The organism is Citrobacter sp. CK185 (assembly GCF_030333565.1).
GTDB classification, from domain to species: domain Bacteria; phylum Pseudomonadota; class Gammaproteobacteria; order Enterobacterales; family Enterobacteriaceae; genus Citrobacter_B; species Citrobacter_B koseri.
Window position 1 is genome coordinate 47,685 of the sequence record NZ_JAOWFR010000018.1, and the last position, 19,456, is coordinate 67,140.

Consider the following 19,456-nt stretch of genomic DNA (forward strand, 5'->3'; position numbering starts at 1 on the left):
GTTTTGCTGCTTATTCCCCCACCTTATGGGCAGTTCCGGCGCGATTCAGGCCGAAAACCTTGTAGACGAGCGTGACGGCAAGCAGGAAGATGATGCCGACAAACAGCGACATACGAGTATCTTCATTCAAGTACATGCCAATTAAAACGCAAACCAGGAACGCCATCGTCAAATAATTCGCCCACGGGAACATAATAGAACGGAAAGGATGGCTGATCATCGCGTCTTTATGAGCACGACGGAAACGCACCTGGCTAATCAGGATCACGAACCACGGCACCATACCCGGCAATACACTGGCGCTGTAGACATACACAAACACCCGCTGCGGGTTCGGAATAATGTAGTTCAGGCATGAACCAATCAGCAGAATCGCGATCGACAGCGCCACCCCGGCGACCGGTACGCCATGACGGGAGACTTTCGCCATCGCCGCCGGAAGCTGTCGGTTTTTCGCCAGGGCATACAGCATACGTCCGCAGCTATACATGCCGCTGTTACAGCCGGAAAGCGCGGCGGTCAGCACCACGAAGTTAATAATGCCCGCCGCAGCGGTAATCCCGATTTTGGCAAAAGTGAGTACAAACGGACTACCGTTACTGCCGATTTCGTTCCACGGGAAGATCGTCACGATAACGAAAATCGCCCCTACATAGAAAATCAGGATACGCCACAGTACCTTGCCTACCGCGCTGCGCAGCGTAACCTGCGGATTCTTCGCTTCACCCGCGGTAATGCCGATCAGCTCCACGCCCTGATAGGAGGCGACCACAATACACAACGCCGTCAGGAACCCTTTCCAGCCACCGGCAAAGAAGCCGCCGTGTTCCGTCAGGTTGCCAAAACCGATCGCCTGGCCGCCATTGCCAAAGCCAAAGAAAATCACCCCCAGTCCGACCACAATCATCACAATGATGGTGGTGACTTTGATCATCGCAAACCAGAACTCGATTTCGCCGTACAGACGGACGGCGGCCAGATTAGCCAGCGCCACCAGCCCAACGGCGATCAGGGCGGGTATCCATTGCGCCATATCCGGGAACCAGAACTGCACGTATACCCCGATAGCGGTTATTTCCGATATCCCCACCGCCATCCACATAAACCAGTATGACCACGCGGTGAGATAGCCAAAGAAGGGGCTCATGTAACGGTGTGCATAAACGGCGAATGAGCCAGTAACCGGCTCCAGGAACAGCATTTCGCCCATTGAGCGCATGATGAAAAAGACGAACAGCCCGGCGACGATATACGCCAGCAGCACGGACGGCCCCGCCCATTTCAGCGTACTGGCGGCGCCCATAAACAGCCCAACGCCAATCGTGCCCCCAAGGGCGATCAATTCGATATGACGAGCTTCCAGCCCACGCTGTAGCTCCGGTTTTTTCTCTGCCATAAATCCTCTTGTCGTGTTTGCACTCGTTCCGGCGTTGTTGCCGGTTATTGTTATGGGTACATCAAGCGATGCGAATGGTTTCTTAAATTTGGCAAAATGGCAAATGAAGCATTAAAAAAATGCATGTTTTGTGTAAAAAAGGAGCAAAAATGTGGGAGGCGGGCAACGCATTAAGCAGAATGCGCTACCCGTAAGAAAAGCAGCGTTCAGAGATTGCCGGTGTAATGCCAGCGGAGATAGCGCAACAGACGCAGCTGGCGGGTGATACGGCTCGGCTGAGACAGCAGGCGATACAGCCACTCCAGCCCCAGCGTCTGCCACATTTTGGGCGCGCGTTTCACATGACCGGTAAAGACATCGTAGGTGCCGCCCACCCCCATATATAAGGCCTGAGGATGAATCACCCGACAGTCGCGCATCAGGATTTCTTGTTTCGGCGATCCCATCGCCACGGTCACAATCTTCGCCCCGCTGGCATGGATGCGCTCAAACAGCGCCTGGCGCTGCTCAGGTTTAAAATAACCGTCCTGGCTACCGACAATATTGACGTTCCACTGCGCACGCAGTTTTGCTTCCGTCTGCGCCAGCACCTCCGGCTTACCGCCGACCAGAAAAACAGGCGTCCCTTCTTTACCGGCGCGCGCCATCAGTTCTTCCCAGAGATCGGCCCCGGCTACCCGTGAAACCTGCGCCTGGGGGAATTTCTTACGCACTGAGCGCACGACGCTAATGCCATCCGCATATTTAAACTCGGCGGCATCAATCAACGCCCTGACTTCCGGGTCATCTTCTGCAGTCAGCATTTTCTCAGCATTGATCGCCACCAGCGTACCCTGCTTCATTTGCCCATCGGCAAACAGGTAATTCAGCGCATGTTGCATATCGCGCCAGCCAATCAGCTGCAATCCACGAAGTGAATAGAGCGGCGCTGTCGTGTTATCCGTCATTATTATCCTTCAACCTGAGTCTGCGGCTGCGGTTTCGCCCGTTGATGGACCAACCCGGCACAATCGAAAAGCCAGAACAAGAGTTTTGCTACCAGCAGGCAGGCACCAAAAATCACGAGGAAAAAGACCACTCGCGAGACAAAAGAATCCAGCCCTTCTCGCGCCAGAACAATCATATTGAAGATGGCGCCAAAGCAGAAACTGTGCAAAATCGCCGCCTTATAGCGATTCGTCTCGCGGTTGCCAAGCTCATACAGCCAGTCAAACCATTTGATAATCAGCCCAACCGCGACCGCCCCCAGAGGGATAAACAGAGCGCCGCCCATCACCACCAGCGAACCAATCAGCGTGGGGGAAATGGCGAGGCCTGAGTGGTTGTTCAGCACTTCCCAGGTAAAGTAGTTGGCTGAATTCAGCACAATGCCCGGACGCCCAGGCCACAGCCACGAAGGAATAAAGACATAAAAATCACGGACGATCGGCGCCAGTCCCTGGAAATCGATGTTGTCGTAGTTTTGCAACAGCAGCGCCAGGTTCTCCCACGGCGAGAAGGTATCGCGGGTCAGATACAGGAAAGTGTAAAACGCCTCATCGCCGCTCACGTTCAGCCCATAGCGCTTCAGCGCCAGCCAGAACATCCCGACAATTCCCAGCACACCCGCCGCCACCAGCATCCACAGCGAGATCCAGCCACGAATAATGCCGATAAACAGGAAGATGGCAAACGCGATGATGATGTTAGCGCGCGTGCCGCCGACAATCATGTAGGTCAGCAGGCCAAACGCAACGGTACTCACCAGGAAAAACAGCCACGCTTTACTGTCCTGGCGCAGGAAGTAGATCACCAGCATCGCCGGAATAAAGAAGTAGAAGAAGCGTTTCAATGCCACGCCGGAGACTTCGCTGGAGAAGATCTGGCTGTAAGAGTGCAGCCGGAACAGCAGGAACCCATTGTGCATAAAGAAGATGCCAACGCTCACCAGTGCAATCCCCATCAGCATGACCCAGGTAAGGTGAGTCTCCACCCGGTTCATGGTAAATAGCGGCTTGCGCGGCACATCCGTCACGCGTTTACGTAAGCGGGTTTTATAGGTCACGTAATAAACGGCATAAAAACACGCGGCGGACAATAACGCCTGCAACAGGATTTCCGGCGGCGCCACGCCGACGTCAAAGCGGAACACCAGCACGCTGGTCAACGGGAAGCCGAAGAAAAAGGTCAGCAAAAACAGCAATGAAAAGAATACGTTGAAGTTAAAGCGCACGCGGCGAAACTCAAACCAGGTCAACGTGGCGATAAACAGCGTGGAGAGCAGCCAGACGACCAGTAACCCGCTAAATTGCATCAGGCTCATGCGGCTTCTCCTGCGGCAATGCGTAACGCGTTATGCCACGGTTCAAGGTAATTTGGGCTAAAGAAGGTGATCCCGCTTTTATCCACGGACGCCAGCTGCCGCTGCGCCTCACGAACCACGCCTTCATTAAGCGCGTCCGTCGTGAACAACACGGGCAGATGCTGTTCCGCCATATCCTGCCAGAACGGGTTCTCACGGTTAAGCACGCACGGGACACCCGCCTGGATAAGCAGGCACAACGTGCCGATTCCCTGCTGACGGGCAAAGATGAAATACCCGAGGTCGCACTGGCGAAGCAGCGCCAGATAGGCATCGAATTCCAGTTTTTCGCTGAGGATGTGTAAATTTTCCGCACTGAACAGCGCCTGTCCCGCCTGACGGACTTCATCAATGTACGCGTCGTTATTGGCCGGATAGCCCATCGGCACGATCACATTTACCGTGTCGCCGAACTGCTGATACACCGCGCGTAACGCCGCAATATGTTCGTTACTGCGATCGCCGGAGTTACCCACCAGAACCGTCATTTTCCCTTCACGCGGACGATCGTTTGCCATGTTATTAAGCGAAGAGTCCATTCGCGTCGGGAAATAGAGCAGTTCACCACGCACGCGCGGGTGCTGACGGGCGAAATAGCTCAAATCGCCACGAGTAGCGAACACACAGCCCACTCGATTTTGCGCCATGCGGCGAACGGGGTAAAACAGACGGAATTTCAGCCCACGGGAAACTTCATACAGATCCGCGCCCCAGATGTGCCAGTAAAACTGCTCAGGTTTGATTCCGCCACTTAGCAGCGCCAGCCACAGGCTGGTATTGAACTGACCGTGGAAGAAGAAACGTTGCCGGCGATTGGCTTTCGCTTTGGCGATGACCGCCTCAGCCAGCGTTTTTTTCCCGGCGTAGAAACTCAGCGACAGAGCCGGGCAGCTTTCCCTGAGCCCCGCATCCTGACCTGCAACCATAAACACGCGCGCATGCTCGCTTGTCGCGGCCAGCGCATCATTGAAAAACCGCAGCACGGTTTGATTATGGTGAGGGATATCCGATCCCAGTACGTGAATCAGTACAGTCATGCCCGCCTACGCCAGAGTAAAAACACGCCACAACAGAGAGAGAAATAGACCACATAAGTGGCCATATACGCCTGTGCCGCCCCCAGCGCGCCATGCGCGGGGATAAGCCAGTGAGCGAATGCCGTCAACAAAATGAACTGGCTAATCTCAGCCAGAATATAAAACCGCAGCGACGCTTTCGCGATCACCAGATAGCCAAAAACGTACGCGCCCACTTTCAGCACATCGCCCACCAGTTGCCAGGCGAACAGATCGCGCATGGCGGTGAATTTGGCGGAAAAGAGCAGCCAGATGGCGAAATCGCGCAGCAGCCAGACCGTAAAACTCGCCGCCGCCACCGCAGGCAGAACAAATTTCAGCGATTTCACCACTTCGCGCGTAATCGCCTGCTTTTCGGTCAGACGCGACAGCGTTGGCAATAAGTACACGCTAAACGAGGCGGTAATAAATTGTAGATAGGCATCGGAAATACTGCTTACGCCCTGCCAGATACCAACATCATCCCAGCTGTAATGCGCCGCCAGCAGGTTTCGCATCATCACATAAGCCACCGGTAGCGTGACGGACGTAATCAGCGCCATCAGCGTAAATTTGCTGAGCTGTCCGGCAAGCCCTTTATCCCACGACGGTTTCAGGTAGCTAAGCGGGATCGCGCCGCGTTTAACCAGCATAATCGCCGCCGGGATCACCACCAGCGCAGGCACCAGCGCCAGACCCAGCAGCGCACCTTCATAGCCGCCCAGACGGTAGCAGCCATAGTAGGCAACAACTCCCACCAGGCTCCCCACAATCAGCGACAGCGCATTCCCGGCAGCGTCACGAAACCCTTTCATCAGCGCCAGCAGCAGGTTCGCCCAGGCGATCCCCATCTGCACCAGCGCCACTAAACGCACCAGCCCCTGGTAGTGGCTATGCCCAAACAGCCCCTGGCTAATGGGGGCCGCCGCCAGCACGAAGACCAGCGCCAGTAGCGTGGAGAACCCCATCACCATTGCGGATGAAGTGCCCACCACGTTATGCAACCGGGCAGGGTTATCATGATGCTGAGCGACATACTTCGTCACCCCGTTAAATATCCCGGCCCCGGCCAGCACGCCGAGCACGGTCACCATCTGGCGGAAGTTACCCGCCTGGCCGACGCCCGCAGGGCCAAACGACACCGCCAGCAGTTTTACGACCAGTAAGCCTGCGCCAATTTTCACCAGCGTACTGGCGGCCGTCCACAGGGACGCTTTCGCAAGCGACATATCAGGAGAAATAGTTCAGCAAGGTCGAAATCACCGTTCGCTGATTAACGGGAGACAGATTATAAAACAGCGGCAAGCGCAGCAGGCGCTCACTCTCTTTGGTGGTGTACCGATCTTCGCCACGGAACTCGCCAAACTTGTCGCCTGCCGGACAATCATGTAGCGGGATGTAATGGAACACCGCCATGATTTCCGCTTCTTTCAGGAAGTTGATCAGCGCGCTGCGATCGGTAATATCCCGCAACTTGATATAAAACATATGTGCGTTGTGCCTACAGTCGTCCGGGATAGAGGGCAGGTCAATACGTCCCGCGCGCGCCAGCGGCGCCAGCGCGTCATAGTAGGTCTGCCACAGCGCCAGACGCTGTTGATTGATGCGATCGGCCGCTTCCAGCTGCGCCCACAGATACGCCGCCTGGAGATCGGACATCAGATAGCTGGAGCCGATATCCCGCCAGGTGTATTTATCCACCTGTCCCCGGAAGAACTGGCTGCGATTGGTGCCTTTTTCACGGATGATTTCCGCCCGTTCAATCAGGGAACGGTCGTTAATCAGCGTCGCACCGCCTTCACCACCTGCCGTGTAGTTTTTGGTTTCGTGAAAACTGAAGCAACCGATATGACCAATCGTCCCCAGCGCACGGCCTTTCCAGGTTGACATCACGCCCTGCGCGGCATCTTCCACCACAAACAGATTATGACGCTTCGCAATCGCCATAATGGTGTCCATTTCGCAAGCGACGCCCGCGTAATGCACCGGGACAATGACGCGCGTCTTGTCGGTAATCGCCGCTTCAATCAGCGTTTCATCAATGTTCATGGTATCCGGGCGGATATCGACGAAAATGATTTTCGCCCCGCGCAGCACAAAGGCGTTGGCGGTAGAAACGAAGGTGTAGCTTGGCATAATGACTTCATCGCCCGGCTGGATGTCCAGCAGCAGTGCCGCCATTTCAAGTGACGCCGTACAGGATGGCGTCAGCAACACTTTAGCGCTGCCAAAACGTTGCTCCAGCCACTGCTGGCAACGGCGCGTAAAGCCGCCATCTCCGCAAAGTTTGCCGCTTCCCAGCGCTGACTGCATGTAATCGAGTTCGGTTCCCACCACCGGCGGCGCGTTAAATGGAATCATTTTGTCACCTGTATAACCAGTACGCGATGCTTTCTACGTTGCCACCGCTCTGTATATAACGTTTAAGCGCGGCGGTGTTGCCCATCTGGGTCGCCACCCGCAATGTTGTCTTTCCGCGAGACTGCGCCCACGCGAGCGCTGCCTGCATTAATTCTGCTCCTGCGCCACGCCCGGCCAGCAGGCCGATGCGCGCATCGGTGTCGTTCAGTTCGCGCAGCGAGACAAACCCGCGAATATCGTTATTCGCCGCCCGGATAACCAGACACTGGTGATCGAAGGTGCCGCGCACGGCATTTTCAATCCACTGAGCATAAAAACGGGCGCTGGCGTCCGGCGCATACCACGGTGCGCGGAAACGGCTTTGCGCAAACGCGGCGGGCGCCTGTTGACGTAACGCGGGAATATCGGCAATTTGTGCAATTTCCACGCCAGAAATACGTTCAACGCCAGCGACCGGCAGGCTGAAGTCGACTTCGCCTTCTACCAGCGAAAACCCCAACTGTTGCAGCGCATCTAATTCATCCGTGCGCGCAGCAGAAATTTTCGCCTGCACGCGCGACCAGGGTTGCAATGCCTCTGGCGTTAACACCGGCGCGGCAGGGTTCACGCGAACAATAGCGCTATTGACGCCAAAGAACGTATTTTCCCACGTTAATGGTTCAATACTGGCGCGGACGGGCACGGAGTAGCTCCAGTAAATATTGGCCATAACCGGTTTTCGCTAAAGAACTGGCGGCGCGTTTTACGCCCTCGTCATCCAGCCAGCCGTTACGCCAGGCGATCTCTTCCAGACAGGCAATTTTGAAGCCCTGGCGTTTTTCAACCGTCTGCACAAACGTGCTCGCTTCAATCAGGCTGTCATGGGTGCCGGTATCCAGCCACGCAAAGCCACGACCGAGCAACTCAACCGTCAGCTTGCCGTCATTAAGGTACATCTGATTAATGGACGTAATCTCCAGCTCACCGCGCTCGGAAGGCTTCACGCGCTTCGCGTACTCTACTACCTTGCTGTCGTAAAAATAGAGACCGGTCACCGCCCAGTTTGATTTCGGCTGTTTCGGTTTTTCTTCCAGCGAGACTGCGCGAAAATTGTCGTCGAACTCCACGACGCCAAAACGTTCCGGGTCCATAACCTGATAACCAAAAACGGTCGCCCCTTCGGTTCGCGCCGCCACATGACGCAATTTCGGGCTGAAACCCTGACCAAAGAAGATATTGTCGCCCAGTACAAGACAGGACGGCTCGCCGTTAAGGAATGTTTCACCAATGATAAAGGCCTGCGCCAGCCCATCCGGGCTGGGTTGTTCGGCATATTGCAACTCAATGCCAAACTCCGAACCATCGCCCAGCAGACGCTGAAAATAGTGCTTATCTTCCGGTGTGGTGATAATCAGGATTTCCCGGATACCCGCCAGCATCAGTACCGACAGCGGATAGTAGATCATCGGCTTGTCATAAATCGGCAGAAGCTGCTTCGACACGCCGCGCGTAATCGGATGCAGGCGGGTGCCAGAGCCGCCCGCCAGAATGATACCTTTCATGCGTTCCTCCTCCGGGTTTAGCCCTTCAGACCTAAACGTTCACCCTGATAGCTGCCATCCTGCACGGGCTTCCACCAGGCCTCATTCGCCAGATACCACTGCACGGTTTTCCGCATTCCGCTTTCAAAGGTTTCCTGCGGCGTCCAGCCAAGTTCACGCGCAATTTTCGCTGCGTCGATGGCATAGCGTAAATCATGGCCTGGACGGTCATCCACAAAAGCGATCAGGGAGCGATAATGCGCCACGCCCTGCCGTTTTTGTGGCGCAAGTTCTTCCAGCAGATCGCAAATCGTTTCCACAACCTCCAGATTCTTACGCTCATTATGGCCGCCAATGTTATATGTCTCACCCACTTCGCCCGCCGTCAGCACGCGATACAGCGCCCTGGCGTGATCTTCAACGTACAGCCAGTCGCGGATCTGTTGTCCATTGCCATACACCGGCAGCGGTTTACCCGCCAGCGCGTTCAGGATCATCAATGGGATCAGCTTTTCCGGGAAGTGGTAAGGGCCGTAATTATTGGAACAGTTAGTGACCAGCGTCGGCAGACCATAGGTGCGCAACCACGCGCGCACCAGGTGATCGCTGCTGGCTTTCGAGGCGGAATAAGGACTGCTCGGCGCATACGGCGTGGTCTCAGTAAAGAAATCATCCGTGGAATGCAGATCGCCATACACCTCGTCAGTGGAGATATGGTGGAAACGAAACGCCGATTTTTTCTCATCATTGAGCGTCGCCCAGTAAGTCCGGGCCGCTTCCAGCAGCGTGTAGGTTCCCACGATATTGGTTTCAATAAACGCAGCCGGGCCGTCGATAGACCGGTCAACGTGGCTTTCCGCCGCCAGATGCATCACGTAATCCGGCTGGTACTGCTGAAAAACGCGGTCCAGCGATGCCCGATCGCAGATATCCACCTTCTCAAAGGCAAAGCGCTCATGCTGTGCAACTGGCGCCAGCGACATCAGGTTTCCGGCGTAGGTGAGCTTATCCACCACCACCACGGCGTCGGGGGTTTCATCAATGATGTGGCGCACAACGGCAGAGCCGATAAATCCCGCGCCGCCAGTGACCAGAATCCGTTTCATCAGCGCCAGACTCCTTTCGTATCCACAATGTAGCGTTGCCGCACGGCATCGCCGTTAATCGCTTTAAACGGATGATGGTCAACCAGCATGACCAGCACATCCGCTTCCGCCAGCGCATTTTCCAGCGTGGCTAACGTGCAGCGACCTTCCAGTTTTTTCGGCAACTGATGAATATTAGGCTCTACCACCAGCGTTTCACCGGCATGCCATTGCGCAATCTCCTGCGCAATGCCCATCGCCGGGCTTTCACGCAGATCGTCAATATTTGGTTTAAACGCCAGACCAAAGCAGGCGATTTTGATGTCGCTGGCGCGCTTATTCGTTGCCGTCAGGCAATCCGCCACTGCGGCTTTCACCTGCGCCACCACCCAGTGTGGTTTACCGTCGTTCACTTCACGCGCGGTACGGATCAGCCGCGCCTGCTGCGGGTTTTGCGCCACAATAAACCACGGATCGACGGCGATGCAGTGGCCTCCCACGCCCGGCCCAGGCTGGAGAATATTCACGCGTGGATGACGATTCGCCAGACGAATCAGTTCCCAGACGTTAATCCCCTGATCGGCGCAAATCAGCGACAGCTCGTTCGCAAAGGCGATATTGACGTCACGGAAGCTGTTTTCCGTGAGCTTACACATTTCGGCGGTGCGGGAATTAGTCACCACACACTCGCCTTCAAGGAAAATCTTGTACAACTCGCTGGCACGCGCGGAGCATACCGGCGTCATGCCGCCAATCACGCGGTCATTTTTGATGAGCTCCACCATGACCTGACCCGGCAATACGCGCTCCGGGCAGTAGGCAATGTTCACATCAGCCTGTTCCCCCGCCTGCTGCGGGAAAGTCAGATCCGGGCGCATTTCCGCCAGCCATTCGGCCATTTGTTCTGTCGCACCCACCGGCGAGGTGGATTCGAGGATGACCAGCGCGCCTTTTTTCAGTACGGGAGCAATAGATTTCGCGGCCGCTTCGACATAAACCATATCGGGGTCGTGATCGCCCTTGAACGGCGTCGGCACGGCGATCAAGTACGCGTCGGCTGCTACCGGCGTTGTCGTGGCCCGGAGGAATCCTCCTTCAACCGCAGTTTTCACGACGCTATCCAGATCCGGCTCAACAATATGGATGGCTCCACGGTTGATGGTGTCCACCGCCTGCTGATTGATATCCACGCCAATAACGTGCTTTTGGCGAGAAGCAAAGGCCGCAGCCGTCGGCAACCCGATGTATCCCAGCCCAATAACAGAAATGGTCGTAAAACTCATAGCGATACCCGATTATTTTTTAACGCGTGTAAAATGCGGCCGCACGCCTGCCCGTCGCCATAAGGATTATGGGCGCGGCTCATGGTTTGATATTCATTTTCGTCGTGCAGCAAACGTGTAACTTCTTCCACAATACGGTGTGAATCGGTTCCCACCAGACGCACCGTGCCAGCGGTAACGGCTTCTGGCCGTTCCGTCATTTCGCGCATAACCAACACCGGTTTGCCTAATGACGGCGCCTCTTCCTGAATCCCGCCGGAATCGGTAAGGATCAGCCAGGCGTGGTTCATCAGCCAGACAAACGGCAGGTAATCCTGCGGCTCAATCAGTATCACATTTTCAACATGACCCAAGATGCGGTTAACCGGTTCGCTGACGTTGGGGTTCAGGTGAACCGGATACACAATTTGTACATCCTGATTGGTAGCGGCTATCTCCGCCAGCGCATGACAGATTTGCTCAAACCCCCGGCCAAAGCTCTCACGGCGATGTCCGGTCACCAGGATCATTTTTTTATCGTCACACAGGAAAGGATACCGCTTTGCCAGTTCGGCGCGTAGCGTATCGCTGGCCAGTACGCGATCGCGCACCCAGATCAGCGCATCAATCACGGTATTGCCGGTGACAAAGATGTGGTTATCAGGGATCTGTTCCCGCAGTAAATTCTGCCGTGAATTTTCCGTCGGCGCAAAATGGTACATCGCCAGGCGACCGGTCAAGGTGCGGTTCGCCTCTTCAGGCCAGGGGGAGTAGAGATCGCCGGTTCGCAGCCCGGCCTCTACATGACCGACAGGGATACGCTGGTAGAAAGCCGCCAGACTGGTGGCGAGAGTGGTTGTCGTATCGCCATGCACCAATACGACATCAGGTTTAAAATCGGCAAGAATCGGTTTTAATCCTTCCAGGATTCGACAGGTAATCTCTGTCAGCCCCTGACCCGGCTGCATAATATTGAGATCGTAGTCAGGCACAATAGAAAAGAGATTCAAAACCTGATCGAGCATCTCCCGATGCTGCGCAGTAACGCAGACTTTTGCCTCAAAATGAGGGTCCTTTGCCAGCGCATGAACCAGAGGCGCCATCTTAATGGCCTCCGGTCGCGTGCCAAATACAGTCAGTACTTTCACATCGATTCTCTTCGAATAGGCAGTGAGGGCCTAACCCCTCACTGCTGAGATGTTGCTAAATCGCGCGGCGGCGGGTTAATGCGACGCCAGCCCCGATCAGCGCCCCAACAATGCCCCACATAACCATCAGGAAAGCACGGCGCGGGCTATCGCGTTTTACCGGTTCTTCCGGCGTGCGCAAATAACGATAGGTCTGGAAACGCGGGTCCAGCGTCGGCCCCACGTTCAGCGTGTTCAACATGGCCCGGTTTTGATCATAGTCCAGATCGAATGCTGGACCGACAGCCTGAAGGTTTTCAAGACGCGCTTGTAGCATAGGGCGGCCAAGCAAAAACAGCTCAGAGTCGGGTAATTCATCGGCAGGAACATCGGTCGCCGTACGAGAAATATTATGCTGCTCGGCAATTTTGAGCGCCTGTTCAATGCTATGAACACGACGAGAGAAAATGCTTTTCGCCACCTCTTCCTGGCGTTTAACCTGCGCTTTCATCTGGATAGTCCGCGCGGCCCATGCACCCTTTAACTCATCATTCAGATGGCTCGCCGCACGCTGGCTGGCAAACGCCACATACTGGCGAAGCAGGTTGTTGGCATCGGGCGCCGTTTCCGCAATCAGCTTCACGCTATCATTGGTGTTGCGAGTGAAATCGCCAGGCGTGAACTGAATGTTATTGATCATTTCATCCAGCATCGCGGCATCGGCTTTGCTGTTGCCGACCATGCGCTGCTTGTAATAATCGGTCTGTAGCCAGAAATCGCGACGCGTATCCCAGGACGCCAGTTGCATGACGAACTCTTTATACGCTTCATCCATTACCGAAGGCTGATCGGCCGGCGCGAGGCTGGCTTTGATATCAAGGTTGCGCAAAAACTGCTGTTGGGAGTAATAGCCGCCCAGCATATTGACGGTGGGGCGGTCGGAAATCGCCGTTGCACTCCACTCCTGACGGGCAAAAAACGTATACGCTAACGCAATCAGCGCAAAAGCCAGCCCTGTTCCCACAATCCATAGCTTCCCAGCCCACAAGGTACGAAACAACCCACGAATATCCAGTTCATTTTCAGCGCTCACGGCGTGTGCCCCCGGTAATGGTTGTGTCATCGCATCCTCAATTTACTTGGTTATCGTTGGATTGTTATCACGGTTTCTGCGTAGTCTGCGCTTCACGCGCTTAATAAATCGCGCCACCTTCCAGGCACGCTTAATGCAGTAACCGTAAAGGAAGAATGCTAGCAAAAAGAGCACCAACATGACCCATTCTGGAACAAAATGGGAATATTCTGCGGCAACGCCAATGGAAGCCAGAATCGCAGCGGCGAGCGTAATGAGAACAAATGCCTGTCGGGAAGTAAACCCTGCACGCATGATCAAATGATGAATATGCTGGCGATCGGGAGAAAAGGGGCTCATGCCCTTACGCAGGCGACGATACATAATCGCCACCATGTCCATTAATGGAATCGCAATAATCCACAGCGCAGTAACCGGGCTGATAGGATGCGTTTTACCCTGCGTGGTTTCCAGCAGGATCCAGATAACCGTGAAGCCAATCAGCGTACTGCCCGCATCGCCCATAAAGACTTTATAACGACGCCCCAGAACACCAAGGTTTAACATGATATAGGGCAGAATCGCGGCGATCATGGCGAAACACCATACCGCCAGACTCGTCTGCCCATCAAACCACAGAATCAGCCCCATTGCGGCAAATGAGACGCTGGACAGCCCGCCAAGTAAGCCATCAATACCATCAACCATATTGAAAGCATTGATCGCCGCCCAGACGGCAAAGAGCGTGAGGAAATAGCCAAAGGGGCCGAGCACCAATTCCCAGGGACCGAAAATATACCCCAGGCTACTGAGATGGAGTTTCCCTATCACCATCATGACAACAGCAATAGCGGCCTGTACCACAGCGCGAATTTTCACGCTAATGTCAAAACGATCATCCAATGCGCCGACCAAAACCAGCACACCAGCAGAAAAAAGGTATAACGATGCGTGCGGAATATAGTAATCCGAGAGAGCAAACATAAAGCTGATTCCTGCGAACACAGAAATCCCGCCAACCAAAGGAACCACCCCCTGGTGCCGTTTACGAAAATTGGGTTTATCCACTAAACCTATCTTGATGGCTACTTTTCGCGCAAGAAAAATAAAAATGGTTGTGAATAAAAAAATACTGATTAGCTCAGATAAAGCAGCGAGTAAATTCACAGTGTATGTGCTCTCAGCATATATCATTTCCTTAAAGTATAATGCGTTACGTCTGTCTCTAGAAGAGAGCATTCAGAACATTACACTTTCGACCACTCGTAGTTTATACAGCCCACAGCAATTCCACATAATGAATGTGATGATGACTTGTTTATTTGACTAACAGATCAGATAAATCGCAAAAGAAAAACGCCACGTAAAAACGTGGCGTTTTCGGTATCAGCCGGACTTACGAACGCTTCATCATGTCGAAGAAGTCGTCGTTGGTCTTGGTCATTGCCAGCTTGTTAATGAGGAATTCCATCGCGTCGATTTCACCCATCGGATGGATGATTTTGCGCAGGATCCACATTTTCTGTAGCTCTTCCTGAGTGGTGAGCAGCTCTTCTTTACGCGTACCGGAACGGTTGTAGTCGATAGCCGGGAAGACGCGTTTTTCAGCGATCTTACGGGAGAGGTGCAGCTCCATGTTACCGGTGCCTTTAAACTCTTCGTAGATCACTTCATCCATCTTAGAACCGGTGTCGATCAGCGCCGTTGCGATAATGGTCAGGCTGCCGCCCTCTTCCACGTTACGCGCCGCGCCGAAGAAACGCTTCGGACGGTGCAGGGCGTTGGCGTCCACACCACCGGTCAGGACTTTACCGGAAGCCGGAACCACGGTGTTGTAGGCGCGAGCCAGACGAGTGATGGAGTCGAGCAGAATGATGACGTCTTTTTTGTGTTCAACCAGACGCTTCGCCTTCTCGATCACCATTTCAGCAACCTGAACGTGACGGGATGCCGGTTCGTCGAAGGTGGAAGCAACCACTTCACCTTTTACCAGACGCTGCATTTCGGTCACTTCTTCTGGACGCTCGTCGATCAGCAGCACCATCAGTACGCAGTCAGGATGGTTGTAAGCAATGCTCTGCGCGATGTTCTGCAACAGCATAGTTTTACCCGCTTTCGGCGGTGCGACGATCAGACCACGCTGACCACGGCCAATCGGGGAAGCCAGATCCAGTACGCGAGCCGTTAAATCTTCAGTAGAACCGTTACCACGTTCCATACGCAGACGTGAGTTCGCGTGCAGCGGCGTTAAGTTCTCAAAGAGGATTTTATTACGAGCGTTTTCAGGTTTGTCGTAGTTAACTTCGTTAACTTTCAACAGCGCAAAGTAACGTTCGCCTTCTTTTGGCGGGCGAATCTTACCAGAAATGGTGTCACCAGTGCGGAGGTTGAAACGGCGGATTTGGCTGGGAGAAACGTAGATGTCATCAGGACCGGCGAGGTAGGAGCTGTCTGCAGAGCGGAGGAAACCAAATCCATCCTGCAATATCTCCAGCACACCGTCACCAAAGATATCTTCGCCACTCTTTGCGTGCTGCTTCAGGATGGCAAAAATAATGTCCTGCTTGCGCATACGAGCCAGGTTTTCCAGCCCCATATTTTCGCCGAGAGTGATCAGCTCAGAAACCGGCGTATTCTTTAATTCGGTAAGATTCATAATGGTGTGAGTTCTTAAACTTGGGGTAAATCTCGAACTTAATGTTGTGAATGGTATGGCAGGATCATCCATGCCTGTTTACGGCCACCAACTCATGTCTGTTCGCTGTCTGGTCACAGGAAAGTACACAGAACTGAAACGACAAGACGGATTGAGTGACAAACCAGGAATCTGTTCACTTCTCGCGCGAGAAAAAACGGGAAGCGTTGGAAAAAACAAGACTCAAACTTAATAAGGTATGTTTAATACGAAGTCAACACTAAGTTAGCACGACTCAAGCCGGGCGTCCAGTCATCCGAATAATTTAGGATGCTGGTCACCCGAACATGAAACTTCCGTCTTACGCCAGGTTGGCGTCGAGGAACTCTTTCAGCTGACCTTTGGACAGTGCGCCCACTTTGGTTGCTGCGACTTCACCGTTTTTGAACAACAGCAGGGTCGGGATGCCACGGATACCATACTTCGGCGCAGTGCCTGGGTTTTGGTCGATGTTAAGTTTAGCAACCGTCAATTTGCCCTGATATTCGTCAGCGATTTCATCCAGAATCGGGGCGATCATTTTGCACGGTCCGCACCACTCTGCCCAGAAATCAACGAGGATAGCCCCGTCCGCTTTGAGTACATCCGTGTCAAAACTGTCGTCAGTCAGGTGAATAATTTTATCGCTCATAATAACTCCACAGGAATAAGCCTGGTGTGTTGGTTTCGCCTTCATCAACGACGTGTTGATGTCGCATTAACCAACTAAAGGTTGACTTTATTTCACCGGATACGCTTTCGTAAAGCAATAGTAAGCTGATATTCTACCACACTATGAGCAAAACACATTTAACAGAACAGAAGTTTTCCGACTTCGCCCTGCACCCAAAGGTGATAGAAGCCCTTGAAAATAAAGGGTTTCATAATTGTACGCCCATTCAGGCATTGGCCCTCCCGCTAACGCTGGCGGGTCGTGATGTCGCAGGGCAGGCGCAAACCGGAACCGGAAAAACGATGGCGTTCCTGACGTCTTCGTTTCATTATCTTCTCTCTCATCCCGCGATTGACGATCGCAAGGTGAACCAGCCGCGCGCCTTAATTATGGCGCCAACGCGTGAGTTGGCCGTGCAGATCCACGCCGATGCGGAACCGCTGGCGCAGACCACCGGCCTGAAATTAGGCCTGGCCTACGGCGGTGACGGCTACGACAAACAGCTGAAAGTGCTGGAAAGCGGCGTCGATATTCTGATCGGCACCACGGGTCGTCTGATCGACTACGCGAAACAAAACCACATTAACCTCGGCGCCATTCAGGTCGTCGTATTGGATGAAGCCGATCGCATGTACGATCTGGGCTTTATTAAAGACATCCGCTGGCTGTTCCGCCGTATGCCGCCGGCCAATCAGCGTCTGAACATGCTGTTCTCCGCAACCCTCTCTTACCGTGTTCGCGAACTGGCGTTCGAGCAGATGAACAACGCCGAATATGTTGAAGTGGAACCGGAACAAAAGACAGGCCACCGTATTAAAGAAGAGCTCTTCTACCCTTCTAACGAAGAGAAGATGCGTTTGCTGCAAACGCTGATCGAAGAAGAGTGGCCGGATCGCGCCATTGTTTTCGCCAATACCAAGCACCGCTGCGAAGACATCTGGGGGCATCTGGCAGCTGACGGTCATCGTGTCGGCCTGTTGACCGGCGACGTTGCGCAGAAAAAACGTCTGCGTATTCTCGACGAGTTTACCCGTGGCGATCTCGATATCCTCGTCGCAACCGACGTTGCCGCGCGCGGTCTGCACATTCCGGCCGTAACGCACGTCTTTAACTATGACCTGCCGGATGACTGCGAAGACTACGTTCACCGTATCGGACGTACGGGTCGCGCAGGAGCGAGCGGTCACTCTATCAGCCTGGCCTGTGAAGAGTACGCGCTGAACCTGCCTGCCATTGAGGCTTATATTGGTCACTCTATCCCGGTCAGCAAATATAACCCGGAAGCGCTGATGACCAATTTGCCGAAGCCGTTGCGCCTGACGCGCTCGCGCCCAGGCAATGGACCGCGTCGCACCGGCGCGCCGCGTAATCGTCGTCGTTCAGGTTAACGTAATATATGCTCACTTCCACTTCGCTGTATGCCGCAATTGATCTCGGTTCCAATAGTTTTCATATGCTGGTTGTACGCGAGGTGGCTGGAAGCATCCAGACGCTCACGCGAATTAAGCGCAAGGTGCGTCTGGCTGCGGGCCTGAACAGTGATAATTCGCTTTCCGCTGAAGCGATGGAGCGCGGCTGGCAATGTCTGCGCCTTTTCGCTGAACGCCTACAGGATATTCCTCAACCGCAAATCTGCGTCGTCGCCACGGCAACGCTGCGTCTCGCCGTCAATGCGGGCGAGTTTATCGCCAAAGCGCAGGAGATCCTCGGTTGTCCTGTCCAGGTCATTAGCGGCGAAGAAGAAGCGCGGCTGATTTATCAGGGTGTTGCCCATACCACCGGCGGCGCCGATCAGCGTCTGGTGGTCGATATTGGCGGCGCCAGCACCGAACTGGTCACCGGAACCGGCGCACAAACCACCTCTCTGTTTAGCCTGTCAATGGGCTGCGTCACCTGGCTTGAACGCTACTTTACCGATCGCAATCTGGCGCAAGAAAACTTCGATGAAGCGGAAAAAGCCGCGCGTGAAGTGCTGCGTCCGGTCGCCGATGAGCTACGCAAGCATGGCTGGAAAGTCTGCGTAGGCGCGTCTGGCACCGTCCAGGCGTTGCAGGAAATCATGATGGCGCAGGGCATGGATGAGCGCATCACATTGGCGAAACTTCAACAGCTGAAGCAACGCGCAATTCATTGCGGCCGTCTGGAAGAGTTGGAAATTGAAGGGTTAACGCTGGAACGCGCGCTGGTATTCCCCAGCGGTCTGGCCATTCTGATCGCGATTTTCACCGAACTGGACATCCAGTGTATGACGCTTGCGGGCGGAGCGCTGCGCGAAGGGTTGGTGTATGGCATGCTGCATCTGGCGGTGGATCAGGATATTCGCAGCCGCACGCTGCGTAACATTCAGCGTCGATTTATGGTCGATACCGAACAGGCGCATCGCGTAGCGGATCTGGCGGTAAACTTTCTCGATCAGGTGGAAGATAAGTGGCATCTTGAGCCGATCAGTCGCGAACTCCTGACCAGTGCCTGTCAGCTGCATGAAATCGGCCTGAGCGTTGATTTTAAACAGGCGCCGCAGCACGCGGCTTATCTGGTACGTAATCTGGATTTACCGGGATTCACCCCCGCGCAAAAGAAGCTGTTAGCCACCCTGCTGTTAAATCAGACCAACCCGATCGACCTCTCTTCCCTCCACCAGCAGAATGCGGTGCCGCCGCGCGTCGCTGAACATCTTTGTCGCCTGTTGCGTCTGGCGATCATTTTTGCCAGCCGTCGCCGTGACGATCTGGTGCCACAGATTACGTTGCAGGCGCAGGATGAGAATCTGACGTTAACCTTGCCGCAAGGGTGGCTGGAGCATCACCCGCTGGGTAAAGAGTTGATCGATCAGGAAAGCCAGTGGCAAAGCTATGTCCACTGGCCTTTGGACGTTCATTAGATACTGGCT

At 54.3% G+C, this 19,456-nt stretch carries 18 protein-coding genes; 2 read left to right on the plus strand and 16 right to left on the minus strand.

The features are described from left to right. Window positions 1-10 precede the first annotated feature (10 nt). From thrP to trxA, 16 genes are all read right to left on the minus strand, one after another. Window positions 11-1,396 (minus strand): bifunctional threonine/serine APC transporter ThrP, encoded by a 1,386-nt coding sequence (gene thrP / locus OGV79_RS04150; protein WP_114848757.1) that lies wholly within the window; start codon window positions 1,394-1,396, stop codon window positions 11-13. 206 nt (window positions 1,397-1,602) lie between these two features. Continuing rightward, window positions 1,603-2,343, minus strand: coding sequence for a lipopolysaccharide N-acetylmannosaminouronosyltransferase (gene wecG / locus OGV79_RS04155; protein WP_012131145.1), 741 nt, complete (start codon window positions 2,341-2,343; stop codon window positions 1,603-1,605). Window positions 2,344-2,345: 2 nt separating this feature from the next. Next, window positions 2,346-3,698 (minus strand): ECA oligosaccharide polymerase, encoded by a 1,353-nt coding sequence (gene wzyE, locus OGV79_RS04160; protein WP_012131144.1) that lies wholly within the window; start codon window positions 3,696-3,698, stop codon window positions 2,346-2,348. Beyond that, on the minus strand, window positions 3,695-4,774 hold the full coding sequence (locus tag OGV79_RS04165; protein ID WP_110494862.1) for a TDP-N-acetylfucosamine:lipid II N-acetylfucosaminyltransferase: 1,080 nt from the start codon (window positions 4,772-4,774) through the stop codon (window positions 3,695-3,697). The genes wzyE and OGV79_RS04165 overlap by 4 nt, the downstream gene beginning before the upstream one ends. Next, window positions 4,771-6,021 (minus strand): lipid III flippase WzxE, encoded by a 1,251-nt coding sequence (wzxE, locus tag OGV79_RS04170; protein WP_110494863.1) that lies wholly within the window; start codon window positions 6,019-6,021, stop codon window positions 4,771-4,773. The genes OGV79_RS04165 and wzxE overlap by 4 nt, the downstream gene beginning before the upstream one ends. A 1-nt stretch (window position 6,022) precedes the next feature. Beyond that, window positions 6,023-7,153, minus strand: a complete 1,131-nt coding sequence (rffA, locus tag OGV79_RS04175; protein WP_049009039.1) for a dTDP-4-amino-4,6-dideoxygalactose transaminase — start codon at window positions 7,151-7,153, stop codon at window positions 6,023-6,025. 4 nt (window positions 7,154-7,157) lie between these two features. After that, window positions 7,158-7,835: a dTDP-4-amino-4,6-dideoxy-D-galactose acyltransferase gene (rffC, locus tag OGV79_RS04180; protein WP_110494864.1), complete on the minus strand. Its 678-nt coding sequence runs from the start codon at window positions 7,833-7,835 to the stop codon at window positions 7,158-7,160. Further along, window positions 7,813-8,694, minus strand: a complete 882-nt coding sequence (gene rfbA, locus OGV79_RS04185; RefSeq protein ID WP_012131139.1) for a glucose-1-phosphate thymidylyltransferase RfbA — start codon at window positions 8,692-8,694, stop codon at window positions 7,813-7,815. Before rfbA ends, rffC begins: the two co-directional genes overlap by 23 nt. 17 nt (window positions 8,695-8,711) lie before the next feature. Then, window positions 8,712-9,779: a dTDP-glucose 4,6-dehydratase gene (gene rffG / locus OGV79_RS04190; RefSeq protein ID WP_200076306.1), complete on the minus strand. Its 1,068-nt coding sequence runs from the start codon at window positions 9,777-9,779 to the stop codon at window positions 8,712-8,714. Continuing rightward, a complete protein-coding gene (gene wecC, locus OGV79_RS04195; RefSeq protein WP_199972388.1) occupies window positions 9,779-11,041 on the minus strand; it encodes a UDP-N-acetyl-D-mannosamine dehydrogenase in 1,263 nt (420 codons plus the stop codon). Before wecC ends, rffG begins: the two co-directional genes overlap by 1 nt. Beyond that, window positions 11,038-12,168 carry a non-hydrolyzing UDP-N-acetylglucosamine 2-epimerase gene (wecB, locus tag OGV79_RS04200; protein WP_012131136.1) on the minus strand — a complete coding sequence of 377 codons (1,131 nt, stop codon included), beginning with the start codon at window positions 12,166-12,168 and terminating at the stop codon, window positions 11,038-11,040. The genes wecC and wecB overlap by 4 nt, the downstream gene beginning before the upstream one ends. A gap of 55 nt (window positions 12,169-12,223) precedes the next feature. Then, window positions 12,224-13,270, minus strand: a complete 1,047-nt coding sequence (wzzE, locus tag OGV79_RS04205; RefSeq protein WP_049009048.1) for an ECA polysaccharide chain length modulation protein — start codon at window positions 13,268-13,270, stop codon at window positions 12,224-12,226. Between the two features lie 12 nt (window positions 13,271-13,282). Next, window positions 13,283-14,413, minus strand: a complete 1,131-nt coding sequence (gene wecA / locus OGV79_RS04210) for a UDP-N-acetylglucosamine--undecaprenyl-phosphate N-acetylglucosaminephosphotransferase (RefSeq protein WP_012131134.1) — start codon at window positions 14,411-14,413, stop codon at window positions 13,283-13,285. 202 nt (window positions 14,414-14,615) lie between these two features. Beyond that, entirely contained in the window at window positions 14,616-15,875 is a 1,260-nt protein-coding gene (gene rho, locus OGV79_RS04215) for a transcription termination factor Rho (protein ID WP_002437993.1), read from the minus strand. A 78-nt stretch (window positions 15,876-15,953) separates the two neighbouring features. After that, window positions 15,954-16,046: a rho operon leader peptide gene (locus OGV79_RS04220; protein ID WP_223849128.1), complete on the minus strand. Its 93-nt coding sequence runs from the start codon at window positions 16,044-16,046 to the stop codon at window positions 15,954-15,956. A 169-nt stretch (window positions 16,047-16,215) separates the two neighbouring features. Beyond that, a complete protein-coding gene (gene trxA, locus OGV79_RS04225) occupies window positions 16,216-16,545 on the minus strand; it encodes a thioredoxin TrxA (protein ID WP_001280776.1) in 330 nt (109 codons plus the stop codon). 143 nt (window positions 16,546-16,688) lie between these two features. On the opposite strand from trxA, the gene rhlB reads away from it, so the two are divergent. After that, window positions 16,689-17,954: an ATP-dependent RNA helicase RhlB gene (gene rhlB / locus OGV79_RS04230; protein ID WP_012131132.1), complete on the plus strand. Its 1,266-nt coding sequence runs from the start codon at window positions 16,689-16,691 to the stop codon at window positions 17,952-17,954. A gap of 8 nt (window positions 17,955-17,962) precedes the next feature. Then, window positions 17,963-19,447, plus strand: coding sequence for a guanosine-5'-triphosphate,3'-diphosphate diphosphatase (gene gppA / locus OGV79_RS04235; RefSeq protein WP_012131131.1), 1,485 nt, complete (start codon window positions 17,963-17,965; stop codon window positions 19,445-19,447). Window positions 19,448-19,456: the final 9 nt, after the last annotated feature.